General features: G+C 50.1%; 17 protein-coding genes. 1 reads left to right on the top strand and 16 read right to left on the bottom strand.

The window, feature by feature from the left end; genetic code table 11:
- Positions 1-20: 20 nt before the first annotated feature.
- Both PKI34_03535 and PKI34_03530 read right to left on the bottom strand, forming a co-directional pair.
- The gene (locus PKI34_03535) at positions 21-467 is read right to left on the bottom strand and encodes a transcriptional repressor (protein ID HNS16876.1); all 447 of its coding nucleotides are present in this window, start codon (positions 465-467) and stop codon (positions 21-23) included.
- 68 nt (positions 468-535) lie between these two features.
- Positions 536-2,794: a RelA/SpoT family protein gene (locus PKI34_03530; protein ID HNS16875.1), complete on the bottom strand. Its 2,259-nt coding sequence runs from the start codon at positions 2,792-2,794 to the stop codon at positions 536-538.
- A gap of 141 nt (positions 2,795-2,935) precedes the next feature.
- On the opposite strand from PKI34_03530, the gene PKI34_03525 reads away from it, so the two are divergent.
- Positions 2,936-5,533 (top strand): gliding motility-associated C-terminal domain-containing protein, encoded by a 2,598-nt coding sequence (locus PKI34_03525; protein ID HNS16874.1) that lies wholly within the window; start codon positions 2,936-2,938, stop codon positions 5,531-5,533.
- A gap of 227 nt (positions 5,534-5,760) precedes the next feature.
- On the opposite strand, the gene PKI34_03520 is transcribed toward PKI34_03525, so the two are convergent.
- The 14 genes from PKI34_03520 to PKI34_03455 form a co-directional block, all read right to left on the bottom strand.
- Entirely contained in the window at positions 5,761-6,333 is a 573-nt protein-coding gene (locus PKI34_03520; GenBank protein HNS16873.1) for a DUF4126 domain-containing protein, read from the bottom strand.
- Between the two features lie 26 nt (positions 6,334-6,359).
- On the bottom strand, positions 6,360-7,121 hold the full coding sequence (locus PKI34_03515; protein HNS16872.1) for a class I SAM-dependent methyltransferase: 762 nt from the start codon (positions 7,119-7,121) through the stop codon (positions 6,360-6,362).
- 46 nt (positions 7,122-7,167) lie between these two features.
- Positions 7,168-7,329 carry a hypothetical protein gene (locus PKI34_03510; GenBank protein HNS16871.1) on the bottom strand — a complete coding sequence of 54 codons (162 nt, stop codon included), beginning with the start codon at positions 7,327-7,329 and terminating at the stop codon, positions 7,168-7,170.
- Positions 7,330-7,404: 75 nt separating this feature from the next.
- Positions 7,405-8,487, bottom strand: coding sequence for a [FeFe] hydrogenase H-cluster radical SAM maturase HydE (gene hydE / locus PKI34_03505; GenBank protein HNS16870.1), 1,083 nt, complete (start codon positions 8,485-8,487; stop codon positions 7,405-7,407).
- Positions 8,471-9,691, bottom strand: coding sequence for a [FeFe] hydrogenase H-cluster maturation GTPase HydF (gene hydF, locus PKI34_03500; GenBank protein ID HNS16869.1), 1,221 nt, complete (start codon positions 9,689-9,691; stop codon positions 8,471-8,473). Before hydF ends, hydE begins: the two co-directional genes overlap by 17 nt.
- A gap of 109 nt (positions 9,692-9,800) precedes the next feature.
- Positions 9,801-11,231, bottom strand: coding sequence for a [FeFe] hydrogenase H-cluster radical SAM maturase HydG (gene hydG, locus PKI34_03495; protein ID HNS16868.1), 1,431 nt, complete (start codon positions 11,229-11,231; stop codon positions 9,801-9,803).
- Positions 11,228-12,379 carry a hybrid sensor histidine kinase/response regulator gene (locus tag PKI34_03490; GenBank protein HNS16867.1) on the bottom strand — a complete coding sequence of 384 codons (1,152 nt, stop codon included), beginning with the start codon at positions 12,377-12,379 and terminating at the stop codon, positions 11,228-11,230. The genes hydG and PKI34_03490 overlap by 4 nt, the downstream gene beginning before the upstream one ends.
- An 18-nt stretch (positions 12,380-12,397) precedes the next feature.
- On the bottom strand, positions 12,398-12,784 hold the full coding sequence (locus PKI34_03485; protein HNS16866.1) for a response regulator: 387 nt from the start codon (positions 12,782-12,784) through the stop codon (positions 12,398-12,400).
- 9 nt (positions 12,785-12,793) lie between these two features.
- Positions 12,794-14,788, bottom strand: a complete 1,995-nt coding sequence (locus PKI34_03480; GenBank protein ID HNS16865.1) for a [Fe-Fe] hydrogenase large subunit C-terminal domain-containing protein — start codon at positions 14,786-14,788, stop codon at positions 12,794-12,796.
- Between the two features lie 32 nt (positions 14,789-14,820).
- On the bottom strand, positions 14,821-16,545 hold the full coding sequence (locus PKI34_03475) for an NADH-dependent [FeFe] hydrogenase, group A6 (GenBank protein ID HNS16864.1): 1,725 nt from the start codon (positions 16,543-16,545) through the stop codon (positions 14,821-14,823).
- Positions 16,546-16,570: 25 nt separating this feature from the next.
- Positions 16,571-18,505 carry an NADH-ubiquinone oxidoreductase-F iron-sulfur binding region domain-containing protein gene (locus PKI34_03470; GenBank protein ID HNS16863.1) on the bottom strand — a complete coding sequence of 645 codons (1,935 nt, stop codon included), beginning with the start codon at positions 18,503-18,505 and terminating at the stop codon, positions 16,571-16,573.
- Positions 18,506-18,516: 11 nt separating this feature from the next.
- The gene (gene nuoE, locus PKI34_03465; protein HNS16862.1) at positions 18,517-18,987 is read right to left on the bottom strand and encodes an NADH-quinone oxidoreductase subunit NuoE; all 471 of its coding nucleotides are present in this window, start codon (positions 18,985-18,987) and stop codon (positions 18,517-18,519) included.
- Positions 18,988-19,041: 54 nt separating this feature from the next.
- Positions 19,042-19,554: a response regulator gene (locus PKI34_03460; GenBank protein ID HNS16861.1), complete on the bottom strand. Its 513-nt coding sequence runs from the start codon at positions 19,552-19,554 to the stop codon at positions 19,042-19,044.
- Positions 19,555-19,923: 369 nt separating this feature from the next.
- Entirely contained in the window at positions 19,924-20,562 is a 639-nt protein-coding gene (locus PKI34_03455; GenBank protein HNS16860.1) for a response regulator transcription factor, read from the bottom strand.

Below are 20,562 nucleotides of genomic sequence, written 5' to 3'. Positions count from 1 at the left end.
CTCGTTTTCAGTTTTCGGAATCAGCTATCCTTTATTTTCCCATAAAAAGTAAGTGAATGATGTGAAATTTCCACGTTCAGAAGCTGCTCCACCGCCTCCCGGATCTCCTGGATCCGTGAATCATAGAACTCCCTGATCTGACCGCTGTCAAGATCAATGAAATGATCATGTTTGCTGAATTTATACGCACGCTCAAATTCCGCTGAATTGGTCCCAAACTGATGCTTGGTCACTAACTTGCAGTTCAGCAATAAATCGATGGTGTTGTACAGGGTAGCCCTGCTGACCCTGTATTTATTGTTCTTCATGCGGATATAGAGCGTTTCAATGTCGAAATGCCCTTCCGTATCATAGATCTCCTTCAGGATGGTATACCGCTCCGGGGTCTTTCGGTGGCCGTTCATCTCAAGATAATCGGTAAAAATCTTTCTGACCGCTTCAAAATTTGAATTATCACTATCTTTCATGTCCTAGGAATTTGCGTTAAAGATAATGAATATTCATTTATTAGTATTTAGTTTAAATAAATATAATTTCATTCTTCTTTTTCATCCATCCGGTTGATACGGGTAACCTTTTTCACGTGATCCAGTGCTTTCAGTCTTGAAATGAGGTCATTCACCTTGCCTGCATTCTGCACATACAGCATGATCATGCACTGAATGACACCCTCGTGGCTTTCAAGATGGAAGGAACGGATGTTCAGATCCAGGTGGTCGGAAATGATTTCCGTAATTTCTTTGATCAATCCTTTTTTATCCAGTGCCGTGATCTTCATGCCGGTCAGGAAACCGATGGATTCGTGGGTTTTCCATTTTGCCTTGATGATCCGGTTGCCGAAGCTGGTCATGAATTGGACGGCTATGGGGCAGTTGGTGCGATGCACGTCAATTCTGGTACCATCCGTCATGAAACCGACAATGTCGTCACCCGGAATGGGATTGCAACAGGAAGCAATGATATAAGGTATGTTTTCCTGGTTTGGGTTGATCACAAAAAGCTCCGGTTGCTTTCGGGCCTTTTCAGCTAAAATTTCCACCAGCAAAGCAGTTTCCTGACTTCTGGATTTGGTAAAAGGCCTGGTGATGAGCCCCAGCAGGCCTCCTCGTTCAGTCGGTTGGCAGCATTCCCTGATTTCCTTTATTCCAATCTCCTTCATTGCAATCTGATAATACAGGTCGACCAGAACCGGCAGGTCAAAATATTTCTGCATACGAAAGAGGTTCGCATTATTCATTTCCAGATGCAGCTGTTTGAAGTATTCCTGTAAAAGTTGCCTGCCTTTTTCGCTGAATTTCTTTTTTTCCTCCTTCAGGGCCTCCCGGATGTTCGACCTGGCTTTGGCGGTAACGACGAAATCCAGCCATTCTTCCTTTGGTCTTTGTTTCCTGGAGGCCAGGATCTCAACCTGGTCGCCATTCTTGAGCTCATAATGCAGGGCGACCAGCCGGTGGTTCACTTTAGCCCCGATGCAGTGATTGCCCAGCTCCGTATGGATCAAATAGGCGAAGTCGACGGCAGTGGACCCTACAGGTAAGGAGCGAAGATGGCCCTTTGGCGTGAAAACAGAGATCTCATCCGAAAAAAGGTCCATTTTAAAGTTTTCCAGAAAATCCAGGGTATTCAGCTCAGGCGATTTCAGCATCTCGGATATCTTTCCAAGCCATTGCTCCAGACCTGATGTCCTGGTCGCATTATCCTTGTATTTCCAATGGGCGGCATACCCCTTCTCGGCGATTTCGTCCATTCTTTTCGATCGGATCTGAACTTCCACCCAATCTCCTGAATCGCTCATCACGGTTGTGTGCAATGACTCATAGCCGTTTTGTTTGGGCGTGGATATCCAGTCGCGCAGCCGGTTCCGCAGGGGAGCATAATGATGGGTGATGAGGGTGTACACTTTCCAGCAATCAATCTTTTCAGTTTCCAGTGGCGTGTCGATAATGATCCGGATTGCGAAAAGATCGTACACCTCTTCGAAAGGAATTTCTTTCTCTTTCATTTTTTTCCAGATCGAGTATACCGACTTGAGTCTCCCTTCTATTTCAAAGTTGAAATTTTGCTCGCGGAGTGCTTTTTTGATCGGGTAGATAAAATGGGTGATGAAACGTTTCCGGTCCTTCTCCGATTCAATGATCTTCGCATTGATGTTGCTGAAGATTTCTGGTTCTGTGTACTTCAGGGCCAGGTCCTCCAGTTCGCTCTTGATGGCATACAATCCCAGCCGGTGTGCAAGCGGAGCAAACCAGTAGATGGTTTCCGAAGCGGTTTTCAGCTGTTTCTCGGCCGGCATGGCATCCAGTGTCCGCATATTATGCAACCGGTCAGCGATCTTGATCAGGATAACCCTTACGTCGTCGGAAAGCGTCAACAACATTTTTTTGAACGTCTCCGCCTGAGCAGAATAGGTGAGTGCATCCGTCTTGGAATCAAAAATGTCCTTGATCTTGGTCAATCCGTCGATAATGCGGGAAACTTCAGGCCCGAACACTCTTTCAATGTCCGACAGGGTATGCACTGTATCCTCCACAACATCATGCAACAAAGCGCACACGATGGATATCTCACCAAGTCCGATCTCGCCCGTTACGATACGGGCCACTTCCAGGGGATGATAGATATAGGGGTCACCTGTCTTCCTCCGCATGTCCTTGTGGGCATCCAGGGCATACCGGAAAGCTTTCTTGATGAGCCTGGTATCTTTTTTCCCTGCACCCGGCCGGAAAGCCGACAATAATTGCCGGTAGCGCCGGAGAATTTCCTTATTCTCAACCGTATAATCGACCTGGAACATGGATGCAGAACTGGTGAACTGTATAATTTATGCTGTTTAACAAAATTACTAAAAAGCTTGTTTTACAGGATAAGAACACCATAAAAAGAAGTTTCAGGCAAGATTTTTGTAATTTTGTCACCATCCCATTTTGATTGCCACATGATACGATCGTTTGTCCTTATCCTGCTCCTTACGCTTTCCCTGGTTGTGCATGCCACACACGAAAGAGCAGGTGAGATCACCTACAGGCATATCAGCGGACTGACTTACGAAGTGAAAATCCTGACCTATACCTTCGCGCCCAGCCCTGCCGACCGGCCTGAGCTTGAGATCCTCTGGGGTGACGGAACATCAAGCATTCTGGATCGTGTGGAAAAGACCGATCTGGCGAATGACATCCGCCGGAACGTCTATATCGGACAACATTCGTACAGTGGAGCATCCACCTATACCCTTTCCATGGAAGATCCCAACCGGAACTACGGGATCATCAATATACCCAACTCCGTTAATGTTCCCTTTTACATCCAGACCAAGCTGGTCATCAATCCCTTCCTGGGGCCTAACGACTCGCCCGTCCTGCTGAATCCGCCCATCGACAGAGGTTGTGTCGGCATTCCTTTCATCCATAATGCCGGTGCGTACGACGCTGAAGGCGACAGTCTCTCCTACAGGTTCACCGTCTGTAAAACCGTTGGAGGGAATAACATTCCGGGCTACGAGTATCCCAATGTATCGGATCCAAACCACGATCCCGGAGAATTCACCATCAACCCTGTCACCGGCGATATTGTTTGGGATGCACCTACGCTGCAGGGAGAGTACAACTTTGCCTTCCTGATCGAAGAATGGAGAAACGGCTTGCTGATCGGCACGATCACGCGGGATATGCAGGTGGAAATTGCACCCTGTGACAATACACCGCCGGTCATCGATGTGCTCACCGATACGTGTGTCAAAGCCGGGACGACCCTGACGTTCATCGTTAACGCTACGGACGCAGATAATGATAACATCACCCTGACTGCGACGGGAGGACCGCTGATCCTTGACCAAAGCCCTGCCACCTTCATCGCACCGGAGGATACTTCCGGACTGGTATCGGGTACCTTTACCTGGAGCCCCATCTGCGCACACGTCCAGAAACGGCCCTATTCAGTTTATTTCAAAGCCACAGATGATGGCTATCCGGTAGAACTGGTTGACATAACGACAACGAATATTACCGTGAACGGGCCACCTCCGGAAAATCTAACGGCCCAACCGTTAGGTAACACCATTCAATTAAACTGGGATAAGGTGGGTTGCTCCAATGCAGCAGGCTACGAGATCTACCGCAGGTTCGGCCCTTACGGTTTCGTTCCCGGGCCATGTGAAACAGGAGTGCCGGCCTATACCGGATACGCACTGATCGGTACAGTGAACGCCGTGGAAAATACCTCCTTTTTGGACGACAACAGCGGAGCCGGACTGCTGCACGGTTTGCAGTATTGTTACCTTGTCATTGCAATCTTTCCTGACGGCGCTGAAAGTTATGCATCCAATGAAGCCTGTGCTTCGTTGAAAAAGGACGTGCCTGTCATCACCAATGTCAGTGTCGAATCCACAGGGATAAAAGATGGTGCCATCCGGGTGGTCTGGTCAAAACCTACAGAGATTGATACGGTGCAGGCCCCCGGACCGTATCGCTACCTCATTCATTTTTCCCCAGATTTAAGCGGATCCAGCCTGTCACAAATCGCCTCCTATGATGACCTGAATGACACCATCTTCCTTCATTCCGGGATCAATACCCGTGAACATCCATCCTGCTATAGGATCGATCTGTACAATAACGGACAGGGAAATTATTTCCTGATCGGGTCATCCCAGCCGGCTTCTTCTGTGTACCTGAGAAGTGAACCTTCTGACAACAGTATCCTTCTTGACTGGTCGGAGAATGTGCCGTGGCAGAATGAAAACTATATTATCTACAAGCTTGATGCGGAATCCCAGACGTACGATTCAGCCGGGTACTCCGATACCCGGTTCTTCGCTGATACAGGACTTGTCAACGGCGTCAGCTATTGCTATTTTGTTAGGAGCATCGGCCATTACTCTTCACCCGGTGTGATTGATCCGATCCTGAACAATTCCCAGATTGTGTGCAACATTCCCGTGGACAACGTGGCGCCCTGCCCCCCTGAACTGACGGTGGACACCGATTGTGATCTGGTGGCCAATCACCTTGTCTGGACCAATCCCAATAATTTTTGTGCTGATGATGTGGTCAGATATTACATCTACTTCACCCCTTCACTGGAAGGGGATTACACCATCCTTGATTCACTGCTGAATCCGGCCGACACAAATTATTTGCACCAGAACCTGACGTCCATCTCCGGGTGTTATGCTGTCACCGCCCTGGATACCGCCGGTAATCAGAGCATTTTCAGCAATGTGGTCTGTGTGAGCATCGACAGCTGTTCAATCTACACCCTACCGAATGTTTTCACCCCCAATGCAGATGGATTCAATGATCGCCTGGTTCCCTTCCCCTATACTTCCGTGGAACGTATTGATATAAAAATCTTTAACCGCTGGGGAACTGTTGTTTTTGAAACCACGGATCCACAGATCAACTGGGACGGCAAGAACCAGGACACGGATCAGGAGTGCAGCGAGGGAGTTTACTTCTATGTCTGCGATGTTCATGAGATCACCCTGACAGGGCTCCGGAAAAGGTCGTTGCAAGGGGTTGTGCATCTTTACCGGTAGAGGCCAGGGACCGGAAAGTTCCAAATTCCAGGATCCAAATTCCAGACAAATTCCACTTAATCAAATCACGATCCTCCCTATCAGTAGAAAGAAGACCCGTAGACCCGTAGACCCGTAGACCCGAAAACCCGTTAAAAGGAGCCCTTCCAAGAACTGATGATCGACAAGAAGGCCAAAATGGCAGCGTGCGGCAGGATTCTTTGGGGAGGTAACGAGGTGTTGCACACTCAGGTTGCCCTTTTACGGCTGAGGCGTCTCTGCAGTTTTACCAGAATGAAAACAATGAAGAGGAAAAACACGATGGCGATCAGGACCGGCGACACCAGGGTGAGCACCGACGAGCCCACGGCGGCGGCGTGTTCGCCCGTGGCAACGACCGGATTCCCTGCGCCTGCCGTCAGCTTTGAAGAGGCAAGCCGTGTCAGCACGCTGCCGCCCTGTATGGTGGCAGCAGCTCCTCCGCCCACGATCAATCCGGTGATCCATTTCAGGAAGTCCTGGTCGATGGGCAACACAGAGGTCACCAGCAGCGTACCCGCTCCGATGGCCAGTGGCGTGGTGATCGTATCCAGCAGGTTGTCGACAAAAGGAATATAATATGCAAATATTTCAAAGATGGTTGCAGTGCCGAAACTGATGATCGCCGGCCAGCTGGCCAGCCACTCGAAACTTTCATTCAGGGGAAAGAGACCGGTGCGGGCAGCGATGCTTGCCACAAGCAACGGGATGAAGACCCTGAATCCGCAACTGGCAGCCAGGCCTACTCCCAGGGCAACGGCTGTGATGACTTCTTTTTCCATTTTACCATTCAATTGATTGAATCACTTTATTTTTCTGCAATGACCAGCATCTCAAAATCTTCCGTTGTCAGCTGATCAGAGCGGCTGAATGCACCCAATTTCGCGCCAAAAATTTCAATTTTTCGAAAATTCAGTGACTTTAACAACCAAGTGATCTCGGTGGGCACATAATACCGCTGGTTACAGTCTAACTCCTTCTCTTGGCCTGAATCATCCTTCATCCGCAGAGTGCTGCGATCGCGGAAGGTCATCAGGTCAAAGGTGATGTTCTCCTCAACTGCATTGCCCTCCACCCGGCCGGCATCCAGGAAATCCTTGACGGAATGAAAAATGGGGAAAAAGCCATTCAACGTGGTGAAGATCAGCTTGCCGTCATCCTTCAGGGCACAGGCCGCATTCTGAAGGATCCGGAAATTCATCTCATCGGTCTCCATCAGGGGAAATGCTCCTTCGCAGAGCATGATCACCAGATCGAACGCATTCCTGAACGATAGTTCCCGTGCGTCCTGCTGCTGAAAATCAATGACCAGGCCAGCTTTCTTTGCTTTTTCCCGTGCCCTTTTCAGTTGGGCCTCCGACAGATCGATCCCTGTCACCCTGTAACCGCGCCGTGCCAGTTCAATGGTATGCCGGCCCGTACCACAGCCAAGGTCCAGGACCCGTACGTTCTTATTATACAGGATCTCCTTTTCGATAAAATCACATTCGCCCGGCGTGCCCTGGACGAAAACCTCCCTGTCGTATTGCAGTCCGTAATTTTCAAACAGGGATTCGTACCATTGTTTCATGGCATTGGAGTTTTAAGAACCATTGGAATTGTGCTGCTTGAATGCACTATTTCGAGCCTTGCATTCTTTTGGTGCCTGTATTCATTCTTTTCGCCTGACGGGTGAAGGAGGCGGATGTGCTTCCCTTTCCTTTGATCTGGCCGGAAAAAGAATTCTTTCGGACCCTGGAAGGCTGCGATTTGTTTTGCCTGTTACCGATACCTTTCATTTGGAATGTATTTGATGCCAAAGGTACAATAAATATCCGCGCATACGCATGTATGAGCAGCCGGCTGTCTGGGGATCAGGCTTTCTCAGAGGACAATCCTTTATTTTGATCCCCCCACGCCGCCAGGTCTATTTTCATTCCTGACGGCAAACCTGAGCTGATCCTTTTAATGAGATCCGTTGCTTCCAGGAGTACCGGCTTATCCTTGTAGATCAGGTAGTCCTCACGGTAACGGACAGGGGTGATGTTGGGCATCAGCACGCTGGCCCCTGCATGGAACGCCAGTGTTCTTCCCTCCGGGCTCAGCACATCCAATGCAGTGGCTGATGCAATGTTGATGTCTTTCAGAAGAAGGCGCAATACGGCGATCATTAAAAGACTTTTCTCCAGCCGTTCCTGCGTTGACCATAGCCGGTCTTTTTCTTTAAAAAGAGGTGTCTTCTCATGCTCGATATAGGGACCCATCCCAACCATATCCACCTGGATGTCACTCAGAAACAGCAGATCATCGGCAAGATCCTCCACGGATTGACCGGGAAGGCCAATCATGACGCCGGTTCCGACAAGATAACCGGCTTCTTTCAGATGTTGCAGTGCTCTGATCCGGTTGTCGTAACGATGGAGGTCGTCGGCCGGATGGATCCTGCGGTAAAGATCACGGTTGGTGGTCTCGATCCTCAGCAAATATCGGTGAGCGCCGCTGTCAGCCCAGCAACGGTAGGTTTCCAGGCTTTGTTCACCGCACGATAACGTGACCCTCATCCCCTGGTTGGAGATGCTCTGTATTTTTTTCAGCATCCGCCCGATCCGGTCGATGAAGCTCCTGTCGGTCCGTTCCCCCGACTGGATGACCAGCGAAGTGTACCCCTGCTCCAGTGCCTGCCGCACCACTTCATTCACCTCATCATCGGGGATGTCGTACCTGTGGACATCCCTGATGCCTCTCCTGACACCGCAGTAAAGGCAATTCTTTCTGCAGACATTGGATAATTCGATCAGGCCCCTGACGAAAATCTGTTCCCCCATATGGGCCTTTTTGACCTCACAGGCCCTGGCAAAAATTTGTTCTTTTTCAGTGTCTGATTCAGCCGAAAGCAACCTGATGATCTGGGCACGGTCCAGGCTGGGCTGCAGCAGAATGTCATTGATTGGATCCATCGCTTGTCATAAAAGGAGCGGTCACCCTTTCAAATATGCCATTCATATAGGCAATGGCGAGTCCGTAGTTGGATACCGGTATCCCGGCATTGATGGCGAATTTCAGGCGGTTTTGAAGCTGTTTGCGGGTGATCATGCAACCTCCGCACTGGATGACCAGGCTGTAGGCACGGATATCTGCGGGAACCGGATCAAGTCCTGCCACAACATCCACTTCAACCGATTTTCCGGTGAATTCGCGGATCCAGCGGGGCAGCTTATTCCGGCCAATGTCGTCGCAATTCACCTGGTGCGTGCACGATTCCAGGATCAGTACCCTGTCGCCATTGTTTAGGTTTTCAAGATGGGGTGTACCTTTGAGATAATGCTCAAAATTACCCTTTCTGCGTGCCAGAACGATACTGAAGCTGGTCAGGGGAACCGTTTCCGGCACCAGGTCTTTGACCTTGTGAAATACCTGGCTGTCGGTGATGACCAGTGATGGTCGGATACCCGATGTCTGAAAGAATGACGTAACCTGGTTTTCCTTTAGTACGATGTTGATGCCATCATTATCCAGCACATCCCTGATCACCATGATCTGCGGCAGGATCATTCGGCCCTCGGGCGCTTCCTGATCGATGGGTGTGATGAGAACGACGTAGTCGTCTTTGTGAACAATATCGCCGATCAACGTTGCGTACCGGTAGGCCGTGTCAGGAATGATATCCTTCAGGGCTTCGGTCACTTCCTGCAGATCATTGCTCAAAACCGCACTGAACCTGATCACCGTCGATCCGTACCCTTCTCTCAGGGCTTTCTCCGTTTCAGGGCGAAGCTGCTCCAGATCTTCTTTGTTATGGACAATCAGATAGGGTATGTCCCATTCCCTGAATCCCTGGATCAGTCTTTCTTCCTCTTCGCCGAACCCGTTACCGGTGATCAGCAGTACGCCGCAATCAACTGTTCTGAGCACTTCCATCGTCCTGTTGATCCTCATCGCTCCCAGTTCACCCACATCGTCGATACCGGCCGTGTCGATGACGATGGCCGGACCAATCCCAAAGATCTCGATGGACTTTCTGACGGGATCGGTGGTGGTTCCCGCCTGTTCCGAGACGATGGCAACCTGCTGGTTCACCAGCCTGTTGATAAAGGAGCTCTTTCCGGTATTTCTACGTCCGAAGATCCCGATATGGGGTTTGGTCTCTATGCCTTTGGACATCTTAAAATCGTATATGATAAATTGTTAAATTGTCAAATTGTCAAATTGCTGGCTGCTGATCCTGGCTTCCGTCGGGACGTCGCTTCGCTCCGCTGCTGACCGCCGACTATTAAAAATACAGGTCCCTTTCCCCCTTTTTGATTCTTTCCATGCGTTCGAGCAGGGCATCCTTGCCGGCCGACTTTTCCATCTCACCCAGGTTCTTTTCAATCAGTGCCCAGCCTTTTTCCCGTGTGGCAGCAGGCGCGTAGTCACACAGGTATTCAGCCAGTGTCAGCAGGGCATTCGGGGTACAGAACCGCTTGATGAATCCCGGTACCGAAAATTCCATAAAATGCTCACCAGTACGGCCTTTGCGGTAGCAGGCCGTGCAAAAGGATGGGATATATCCCTGATGGATCAGCTCATCGATCACTTCATTCAGTGAGCGATTATCATTGATCAGGAATTGTTCAAGGTTTAAATTCTGTAATTTTTTCCGATCCTCTTCCGCATAGGCACCCAATTCCAGGCGTGTACCGCCGTCGATCTGGGAGCAACCAAACTGGAGTACTTCATCCCTGATAAAGGAAGGCTCCCGGGCTGTCAGGATCATACCCGTATAGGGGACAGCCAGGCGGAGGATGGCAATGAGCCTGACAAAATCTTCATCCGTAACCTTGTATCGCTCATCGATCTGGTAATCCGATGCATCCTGCACTCTTGGGAAAGAAATGGTATGCGGGCCCACATTGAAACAGGCCTCCAGGTGGCTGGTATGCCTCACAAGGGCCATTACCTCAAAGCGCCAGTCGTACAGTCCCAGCAACGCACCTATGCCCACATCGTCGATACCGGCCTCCTGGGCGCGGTCGAGCGATACGAGCCGGTAAGCATAGTCCTTCTTCCGGCCGCTGGGGTGATACCAGGTGTAGGCTTCCGGGTGGTAGGTTTCCTGGAAGATCTGGTAGGTCCCGATGCCCGCCTGTTTGATGGTCCGGAATCCCTCCACATCCATAGGCGCCGCGTTGATGTTCACCCTTCGGATCTCCCCGTTGCCTTTCTTCACCTGATACACCGTGCGAACCGTGCCGGCGATGTACTCCGGAGTGTACGAAGGATGTTCCCCATAAACCAGGATGAGGCGTTTCTGCCCCTGGTCCTCCAGGGCTTTGACATTCCCGATCAGCTCCTCCTGGGTAAGGGTTCGCCGGACGGCCTGCCGGTTGGATGCCTTGAAACCACAGTATTTGCAGTTATTAATGCACGAATTGCCCACATACAGCGGAGCAAAAAGCACGATGCGCTGTCCGTAGACTATCTCTTTCAGTTTCCGTGCACCTTCCTTAATGGCACTGATCATCGCAGGGTCATCGGCTTTGATCAGCACGGCAACCTCTTCCAGCGACAACCTGTTCTTGCTCAGCGACCGGTCGATGATCTGCCTGACCCGGTCCATGGTCGGCTGCGCATGATCCAAATAATTCCAGATCTCCCCGGGATCGATGAAGGGCGTTCCTGACACATCTTCAATACGGTATTTTTCGGGTGTGAATTTCATTGTAACAGAAGGGTATTCGTTGTATCGGCATTTTTCATCAGGGTGACGGTAAAGGTGGATCCCACATCGGGTTTGCTGGAAACCTTTATGTCACCGGCGTACAGATCCACAAGTTTTTTTATGATGGACAATCCCAGGCCGCTGCCTGTGATGTTCTTGGTTTTGACGTTCTTGATCCTTACAAATTCCCGGAACAGCTTTTCCTGGTCTTCCACGCTCATCCCAATGCCTGTATCTTCCACCTTGATGACTACCTTATCGTCGGAACCTTTGATATGAACATAGATCTGCCCGCCCTCTTTATTATATTTGACGGCATTCGACAGCAGGTTGTTCATGATGATCTCGATCTCGGCGCTGTCACCGTTCAGATAACAGGGTTCTCCGTTGTCATAATAAATGCTGACGTTTTTCTGGATGGCCAGCGGTTCCATGGAATGGATCGCCATTTTGGCTATTTCCGACAGATCGGTCTTCTTTAATTCCCGTTGTTTCTTTCCTGACTCAAGCCTGGTGAGATCCAGCAGGTCCATGATCAGGGTCCGCATTCCTTTTAAACGCTCGATGGATCTGCTGATCATGACACCATAATCATCAATCTTGTCACCCACCTGCTTTTCTTTCATGATCTGAAGGTAACCTTCGATGGCATTGATGGGTGACTTGAGCTCGTGTGAAAGCACGGAAAGGAACTGAAACCGGATCTCTTTCCCCTCTTTGTGAAGCTGACGTGTCATTCGTTTCAGGTAAAGATGCTTGGTGATCCCTTCCATGGCCGTCTTTAACTCATCAGGAGTGAAGGGTTTGGGAATGAAATTATATGCCCCGATATTGGTGGCCTTTACGGCCAGGTCCAGGGAGGCATACGAAGTGATCATCATGACCTGAACATCATACTTCTGTTTGCTGATGTACTCCAAAACGTCAATCCCGTTGATACCCGGTAATTTATTGTCCAGCAAAATGATGTCGACCGGGCTTGACTCAATGATCTCAATGGCTTTTTCACCTGTTTCTGCGTCGATGAGTTCGAACTGGAAATCCTCTTCCATAAAGGGGAATCCTACGGAATAGTTTCGCAGGATCCTGTTGATCCCTGATCGGATTCCGGGTTCATCATCCACGATAAGTACCTTAAGTTTTTCCATTTATAACAGCTTTCCTGATTATAGTTGCAATAATTTATTGATCTCACGGTGGAGCTGATCGGGTCTGAGGCCCTTCTCCAGGTAGAGATCCGCTTTGATCCAGCTCTTTTCCTCTTCAGTATCCAGTCCGAAGATCATTCCTGTTTCCGCCGTTACGGCGGTAGCGATGATGACAGGAACATCAGGGTATTTCTTCTTGAATTTATAGCTGAGAATAAATCCGCTGTCTTTGTTTTCCATCATCAGGTCGAAGATAGCCAGATCGGGTTTCATTTGTTGCATGATCTCCTCTCCCTCCTTCTGGCTTTCAGCGGTAATGGTTTCAAATCCCAAACCCTCCACATGGAATTTCAGCAGACTCAGGTAATCGGGGTCATCATCCACAATCAATACTTTTTTTGTCATGGCATTTGGTTAATTTAATTGGTTTATTACACGTGGCAGTTTCATTGTAAAAGCGGTCCCTGTCGGTCCCTCTGCCGGATCAGCGTTGGATGTGACATTGATCTGTCCACGGTGCATTTTGACGATTCCATAGATCAGGGGCAATCCCAGTCCGGTTCCTCTTCCAATTTGTTTTGTGGTAAAGAAGGGCGTGAAAATTTTTTCCATGTTTTCCCGGGAGATGCCCGTTCCTGTATCAGCCACCTTGATTTCAATGCTTTCATCATCGCCCGACAGGATGATCTTCAGGTTTCCGCCATCAGGCATGGCTTCCACGGCGTTCTTTTCCAGGTTGGTCAAAACCTGCATCATCTGGTCCTGGTCGATCATGGCTTCCGTATCCTTTGCTGTGCATTCGAACGAAACGGATACCGAATCGTTTTTTAGGATGGACTGGAAGCTCTTTTCGATGAAACTTTTCATGTTCGTAAGTTCCAGTTTCACCTGGTTTTTGCGGGCAAAATTGAGCAATCCGCCGACGATGCCCTTGCACCGGCTTGCCTGTTCGGCGATCAGTTCCAGGTCCTTCCGGATCGGGTCACCGGGTTTGGATTCATCGATCAGGATATTGCTGTACATGGTGATCACGCCAAGAGGATTGTTGAGCTCGTGGGCAATGCCTGCCGACAGTTGTCCCATGGTGGCCATTTTCTCGGATTGTTTCAATGCCTGCTGTGCTGATGCGAGCTTTTCGTTGGAGAAATTCAGTTCTTCAATCGACTTGTGTAATTTTTCAATGGTATACGGCAGGCACATTTCCGTTTCCGCCAATCCTTCCAGGATGGCAATGGCGTGTTCTTCGCAGGTGTCGTAGCCACAGGCCCCGCAGTTGAGGTGATCGCTCGGGCTCTTTTTGCCCATCCGGAGCAGCACCTGGTCAATTTCTTCCAGGTTCGGGAGCGGAATACGCCTGTCGGCTGGTTTAAAGGATTTACTCAGTGGAATGTCCTTAAATGCATCCATGTCCAACACCCATTGTGAATGCCGGTTATCCGACATTTTTTTGCTGGCATAACGGCTGATCAAATTCCGGCGGATATACCGTTGCCCGTCCCTCGACATCCCCGGTCCCATGATGCACCCTTCACAGCACAGCAATTGAAGATGATGGGTTCCCTTCAACTCTTTTGAGAACTGGCGGATAGCTTCCTTAAACAAGGGTTTTCCTTCGGCGATGAGAATGTTGCCATCGCACAGGTCATCCGTTTTATTCATCGACTGCAGCAGTCCTCTGCTCAATGGGAAAATGGCTCCTTTTCCCGCGTGGGGAGGATCAAAGTCGGAGGGAGCCACATCCTGCAGATCAGAGTCATGCTGTGTAAAAAGCTGCCGGAGTTCCTCAAACGTGATGATTTCGTCCACTTCATCCGATTCGGCCTTCTTAGCGATACAGGGACCAATAAAGACCAGCTTGACGTGCCCGCCATATTTCTTTTTCGCTACGCGGGCCGCAGCTTCCATGGGAGACACCACGGGGGCCAGGTACGGAACCAGCTCAGGATGATAGTGACGGATGTAGTACACGATGGCAGGGCAATCGGAACTGATCATGGAGGGAACGTGCTCCTCGTCGATCAACCTGGCGTATTCCCCTGCAACAAGATCAGCCCCGAAAGCCACTTCCATCACGTGGTCAAAGCCCAGTGCACGAAGTTTTCCCACAAAAACTCTGAAATCACTGAATTCGGTAAATTCAGCCGGAAAACTGGGAGCAACAAGGGCAACGACCTTTTCGGAAGAAGAAAGCAGTTCCTGAACCGAATCGACCTGGGTGACATACATTTTCGCCTGCTGGCTGCACACTACCACACAATTCCCACAACCGATGCAGCGCTCACTGATCACCTCGGCCTGCCCGTTGATGATCCTGATCGCCTTCACAGGACATTCTCTCACACAGGTATAGCACACCCTGCATCTGTCCTTGACCGTATAGACCAACTTATCCCTGACCGAACCACGCATAGGTTAACTGTTTTCTGTTACTTCCTTCATTGCTACAACATCACATCACGTTCAATATAGCTTGTATGAAGCAATTCATGACTCTTGTGCCCGAGAGGCTCTCCCAGGAATTCCTGGTACAGCTCAATAACCTCGGGATTTTTGTGCGACATTTTTATCGTTTCCTGATCGTCGATGGCATAGAGCGTCCGCATTCGGGCCAGAATATCTGATTCTCCGCATCCCACGCGCTGCCCTCCTCCGGCCACACACCCACCCGGACAGGCCATCACTTCAATGAAATGAATGTCGTTTCTGCCGTTGCGGATCTCATCCAGCAACAGGCGGGCATTTTTTAAACCACTCACCACAGCCACCCCCAGCTCCAGGTCACCGATCCGGATACGCGTTTCCTTCCTTCCTTTGAGTCCCCTGATTTCAGGGACCCTGAAACTGACCAGATCTTTTCCGGTAAGTTTGAAGTAGGCTGTACGAATGGCAGCTTCCATCACTCCCCCCGTGTTGCCAAAAAGCTTTCCGGCAGAGCTTCGCACACCCAGCGGAGAATCCGCTGTCTGGGGTTCAAGTTTATCAATTTCAATACCGTACAGGCGGATCAGCTGGATGAGTTCCCGGGTCGACAATACCGCGTCAACATCCGTAATGCCCCGGTGGGTCATGTTCTCCCGCTGCGCCTCAAATTTCTTGGCCACACAGGGCATCACCGATACCGAGTAGATCTGGTGCGGATCCTTGTGTTCCCTTTCGCTGATATAGCTCTTGATGACGGCTCCCAGCATCTGCTGTGGCGATTTGCACGTGGAAAGATTCGGGAGCATGTCGTGGGCAAATTCCTCCGCAAACTTGATCCAGGCCGGACAGCAACTGGTGATCATAGGCAGAACACCGTTGTTTTGGATGCGATGGATCAACTCGGCCGACTCTTCCATGATCGTTAAATCAGCTGAGAACGATGTATCAAAAACCCGGTCAAAACCTATCTTCCGAAGGGCTGCATTCAGCAGGCCATTCAGGTCGGCGCCCGGTTCAAGACCAAACTCTTCGGCAATGGATACCGTTACCGCAGGCGCGTACTGCACGATCACCATCTGATCCCGGTCGTTCAAAGCCATCTGCACTTCATTGATATGGGGCCTTTCGGAAAGGGCTCCGGTTGGACATACCAGGATGCACTGCCCGCAGTTCACACAACTGGAGACGTTCAGTCCCTTGTTGAAAGCCGTTCCGATGACGGATCTGCTTCCGCGGTTGATGTAATCAATGGCCGACACATCCATCACCTCTTCACAAACCCTGACACATCTGCCGCAAAGGATGCATTTGTCCGGATCGCGGACAATACTCGCACTGGATAGATCCTTGTGATAATCATTTTTCTTTCCGCTGATCCGTCGTTCAGTCACATTGTGCTCACCGGCCAGATCCTGCAGGGTGCACTTGCCGTTACGCACACAGTACAGGCAATCATCAGGATGATTTGACAACAGGAGTTCCACGATCACCTTACGGGATTCGACCACCCGCTGGGAGTGGGTCTGAATTTTCATACCCTCCTCCACAGGATAGGAACAGGAGGTGATCAGTTTCCCATTCGCCAGGTTTTCCACCACACACATCCGGCATGAGCCGGAGGGCAGATAATTTTTCATGTGGCAGAGCGTCGGGACCCTGATGCCATTCCTTGAAAGGACATCGATCAGTAATTCTCCCTTCGTTGCCTCAATCTTCTTGTTATTGACTTCTATCATACAATCCATAGTTCCTTGGTTTTTTATCGGAGCATTACTCCCTTATAAAAATAGCACCGAATTTACAGGCTTCCTCACAGCTGCCGCAACCGATGCATTTCTCCTCCACAATGAAATGCGCTGTTTTCCTGGCACCGATGATGGCACCGGTAGGACATTTCTTTGCGCAAACCGTACATCCGGTGCATTTGTCCACATCGATGCGGAACGTTCTCAGATCCGTACAGACACCCGCCGGGCACTTCCGTTCGTAGATATGCGATTCATACTCGTCCCTGAACCAGCGGAGCGTGCTCAGTACCGGATTGGGAGCCGTTTGGCCCAGTCCGCACAAAGAGGTTTCCCTGATCACTTTTGCCAGTTTCTCCAGTTGAATGATTCCCCTGAAGCGTGTCAGGGATTGATTTCCTGTATTGACTGGTTTGGAAGTGATGCTCTCCAGGATCTCCAGCATTCTTCGGGTTCCTTCCCGGCAGGGAATACATTTACCACAGCTTTCGCGCTGGATGAAGTCCATGAAGAATTTGGCCACATCCACCATGCAGGTATCCTCGTCCATCACCACCAGTCCTCCGCTTCCCATCATGGCCCCTGCCCTGATCAGCGACTCATAGTCGATCTGAATATCCAGGTTTGCTTCGGTTATGCAGCCGCCGGAGGGGCCTCCGATCTGCACGGCCTTGAATTTCTTGCCGTTGCGTATGCCACCCGCCATAGTGAAGATGATATCCCGCAGCGGAGTACCCATCGGGATCTCCACAAGACCTGTACGACTGATCTTGCCCGACAGGGCAAACACCTTGGTACCCTTGCTGGTGGCCGTTCCCATTGAACTGAACCAGGCTTCACCCTTTTCAAAGATGACCGGTAAATTGGCCAGGGTTTCCACATTATTGATGACAGTAGGTTTGCCAAAAAGGCCACTGACAGCCGGAAAAGGAGGCCTGGGACGCGGCATCCCGCGCTTTCCCTCGATGCTGTGCATCAGGGCTGTTTCTTCCCCGCAGACAAAAGCACCGGCCCCCATCTTGACCGTGATGTCAAAATCGAATCCCGATCCTGCAAGGTCTTTTCCCAGCAATCCATAGCTACGGGCCTGATCCATCGCGATGCGTAACCTTTGGATGGCCAGCGGGTACTCGGCACGGATGTACACATATCCTTTGGAAGCGCCAATACCATAGGCTGCAATGGTCATCCCCTCGATCAAACGGTAAGGGTCTCCCTCGATCACTGCTCTGTCCATGAATGCTCCGGGATCTCCCTCATCTGCATTGCAGATCAGATACTTCTGATCTGCTTCCGTTTGGTTGGCAAACTTCCATTTCTTTCCGGTAGGGAACCCACCACCACCACGTCCACGTAAACCACTGATCTCCACCTTGTTGCATACATCAAGGGACGTGCAGGTCTGCAAAACCGTGAGCAGGCTCTGATAACCGCCATGGGCAATGTATTCCCGGATGCTGACAGGATCAATGATCCCACAGTTTTTCAAAACAATCCGTGTCTGCCGGGCAAAAAACGGGTGCTCATCCAAAAAGGGAATCCTGTCCCATGCGCTGGTATGCCCGTTGCGAAACTGCCCCAGGATGTCTTCCTCGGAAGGCTCCCCCTTGAGAGCGGAATCCAGAAGACTAACAACCTTATCCGCGGTGACCTTCTGGAAGCAAAGACGGTTCCTGCCCGGCAACTGGACATCCAGCAGCGGCTCAGCCGAACACATGCCAATACAACCAACCTGAACAATGTCGGCATCAATACCTTTTTCATCCAGGTAACGGTTCACAGCCTGCTGTGTCTTATCCGCGCCCGCACCCAGTCCGCACGTTCCGGATCCAATATAGATCACCGGTTTCAGAAGAGTTTCCCGGCGCAATGCCCGAAGCAGATCCCCCGAAGAGTGAGAATGTGGTTCCGTCTCCCCGTTGAGGAGCTTTTCCATCAGTATTTGCCTTACGTCAGTCATCGTTTCAGTGATCATAACGTTTCCTCCCTTTTTCTGTATTCCTCAATAATGGCGGCTACCCTGGCCTCGTCAACCCTTGCATGAAACTCGCCGCTGATGTTGATGACCGGTGCCAGTCCACAGGCGCCAATGCATGCAACGATCTCAATGCTGAACAATCCGTCGCGCGTGGTCTGCCCTGCTTTGATGTTCAGCAACTTTTCCAGGTGCGCCAGCACCGTGGCCGATCCAAGCACGTGACAGGCGGTGCCACGGCAGACCTGGATATGGTATTTGCCGGTAGGCTGAAACCTGAACTGATTATAAAAGGTGGCTACCCCATAAATGCGGCTTGAAGGAATATGCAAATGCTTTCCAACAGCAACCACAGCTTCTTCCGAAAGATAACCCTCTCTTTCCTGAATTTCCTGCAAGATGGGTATCAGACTGTCGCGACCACCCTGCTGATGATTTTCCAGTACCTCTTTAACATCTGTTTTCATTATCCTCTGGTTAATTAAGTTTCCGTGGATTCCCTCAGTGGCAGTTGGATAGGTTTAAGAATGTGCTGCCTGCTTCTCAAGCTGAGCTTTGATCTCGTAGAGCAATTTCCGGGCATCCACGGGTTTTCTGAGAAAACCGTTCACCGGTAACCAGATCGAGCGTCCGTCTTCCGTAAGGTAATCCACCCCGCAGTTACCTGAAACCACATCCCGGACCAGGATCACCTGCAATTCACTGTAATGAGGATCGGCTCTGAACTCCCGGGCCATTTCCCTGACACTTTCCTTGGTGGTTACCAGAACATCGATGGAAGTTTGCATCAATACGGGCATCGTCCGGAAGGTGCGATCTTCACTCAATTCCTTGGCCATCTCAAATCCCTCATAATGGGTTGTCATCATCACATCAAGAATAGCCAGATCAGGCTTTTTATCACGGGCCAGCTGCAGCCCCTCATCCTTATCAAAGGCTGAAATAACTTCATATCCTTCATTTTCGAGGATAGTCGTGATGACATTGATCACATCAACGTCGTCATCTACAATTAAAATTTTCTGTGCTTCCATAAATTGTCTTATTAAAATAAAGATGGTACCTGCTATTTCGATTCAGTCGCAAAATTAGAGCGGGAACACAGACCCTGCAAGAGTGGAAGGTGCACGCGGAAAACAGGTGGAAACACCTATATTTCAATAGTTATAATATTGTTTTTCAAATACTTAAAGTCACTAAGCAGAACTGAACTCCATCGGGATCCTTCGACTGAAAGCATTGGAAATGACCCACCGGCAAACAGAAAAAAATTAAAAAAAAAGATTATTTTTTGAGGTATAGGTGTTTTACACATTGGATTTTCGTCCGGAGACAGTGTAAAACTCCGTCACTCACCCGGAATCTGGCTGGGATTTATCCGTTCCGGGGTCTGTGATGTGCCATCAGGTCCTGATCAGTCCATGTTTCACCGCATAGAGCACCAGGTTGGGGGCATTTCTGGCACCGGTTTTTTCGAAGAGGTGGGCACGGTGTCCGTCCACGGTTCGCTGGCTGACCCCTAATAATTTGGCAATCTCTGCATTGGAGTTTCCTTTGCAGATCAGTTCAAGCACCTCCAACTCGCGGTCGGAGAGCCTGACATCGGGTCCTTTGGGCTTGATCCTCTGATACTTGCTGGCAGAAGCGATAAATTCCTCAGAAAAGTAGGTATCGTCGCGGAGAACGGCATCAATGGCCGTTTTGAGTTCCTTCGTTGTGGTCTTTTTCAGCAGGAACCCAGCGGCTCCGGCCTCGATCATCTCGTTGAAGTAACTCACTTCCTCGAACATGGTCAGTGCGATTATTTTGACATCCGGGTATTTCGCAGTGACTTTTTTAGTGGCCTCGATCCCATCCATCATGGGCATCCGGATGTCCATGAAGATAACATCGGTCTGGATTTTTTTCAGGGCATCCATCAGTTCGACGCCGTTGGAAGCCTCCGCCACCACCTTCAGTTCATCGATCTCATTGAGTATGGTCCGCAATCCTTTACGAAAGATGATGTGATCATCCACGATCATGACTTTGATGATATCCAT

Source organism: Bacteroidales bacterium, assembly GCA_035342335.1.
GTDB lineage: Bacteria > Bacteroidota > Bacteroidia > Bacteroidales > JAGONC01 > JAGONC01.
Note: the sequence above shows the minus strand (reverse complement) of the source record. Positions and strands in the feature narration are given on the sequence as shown.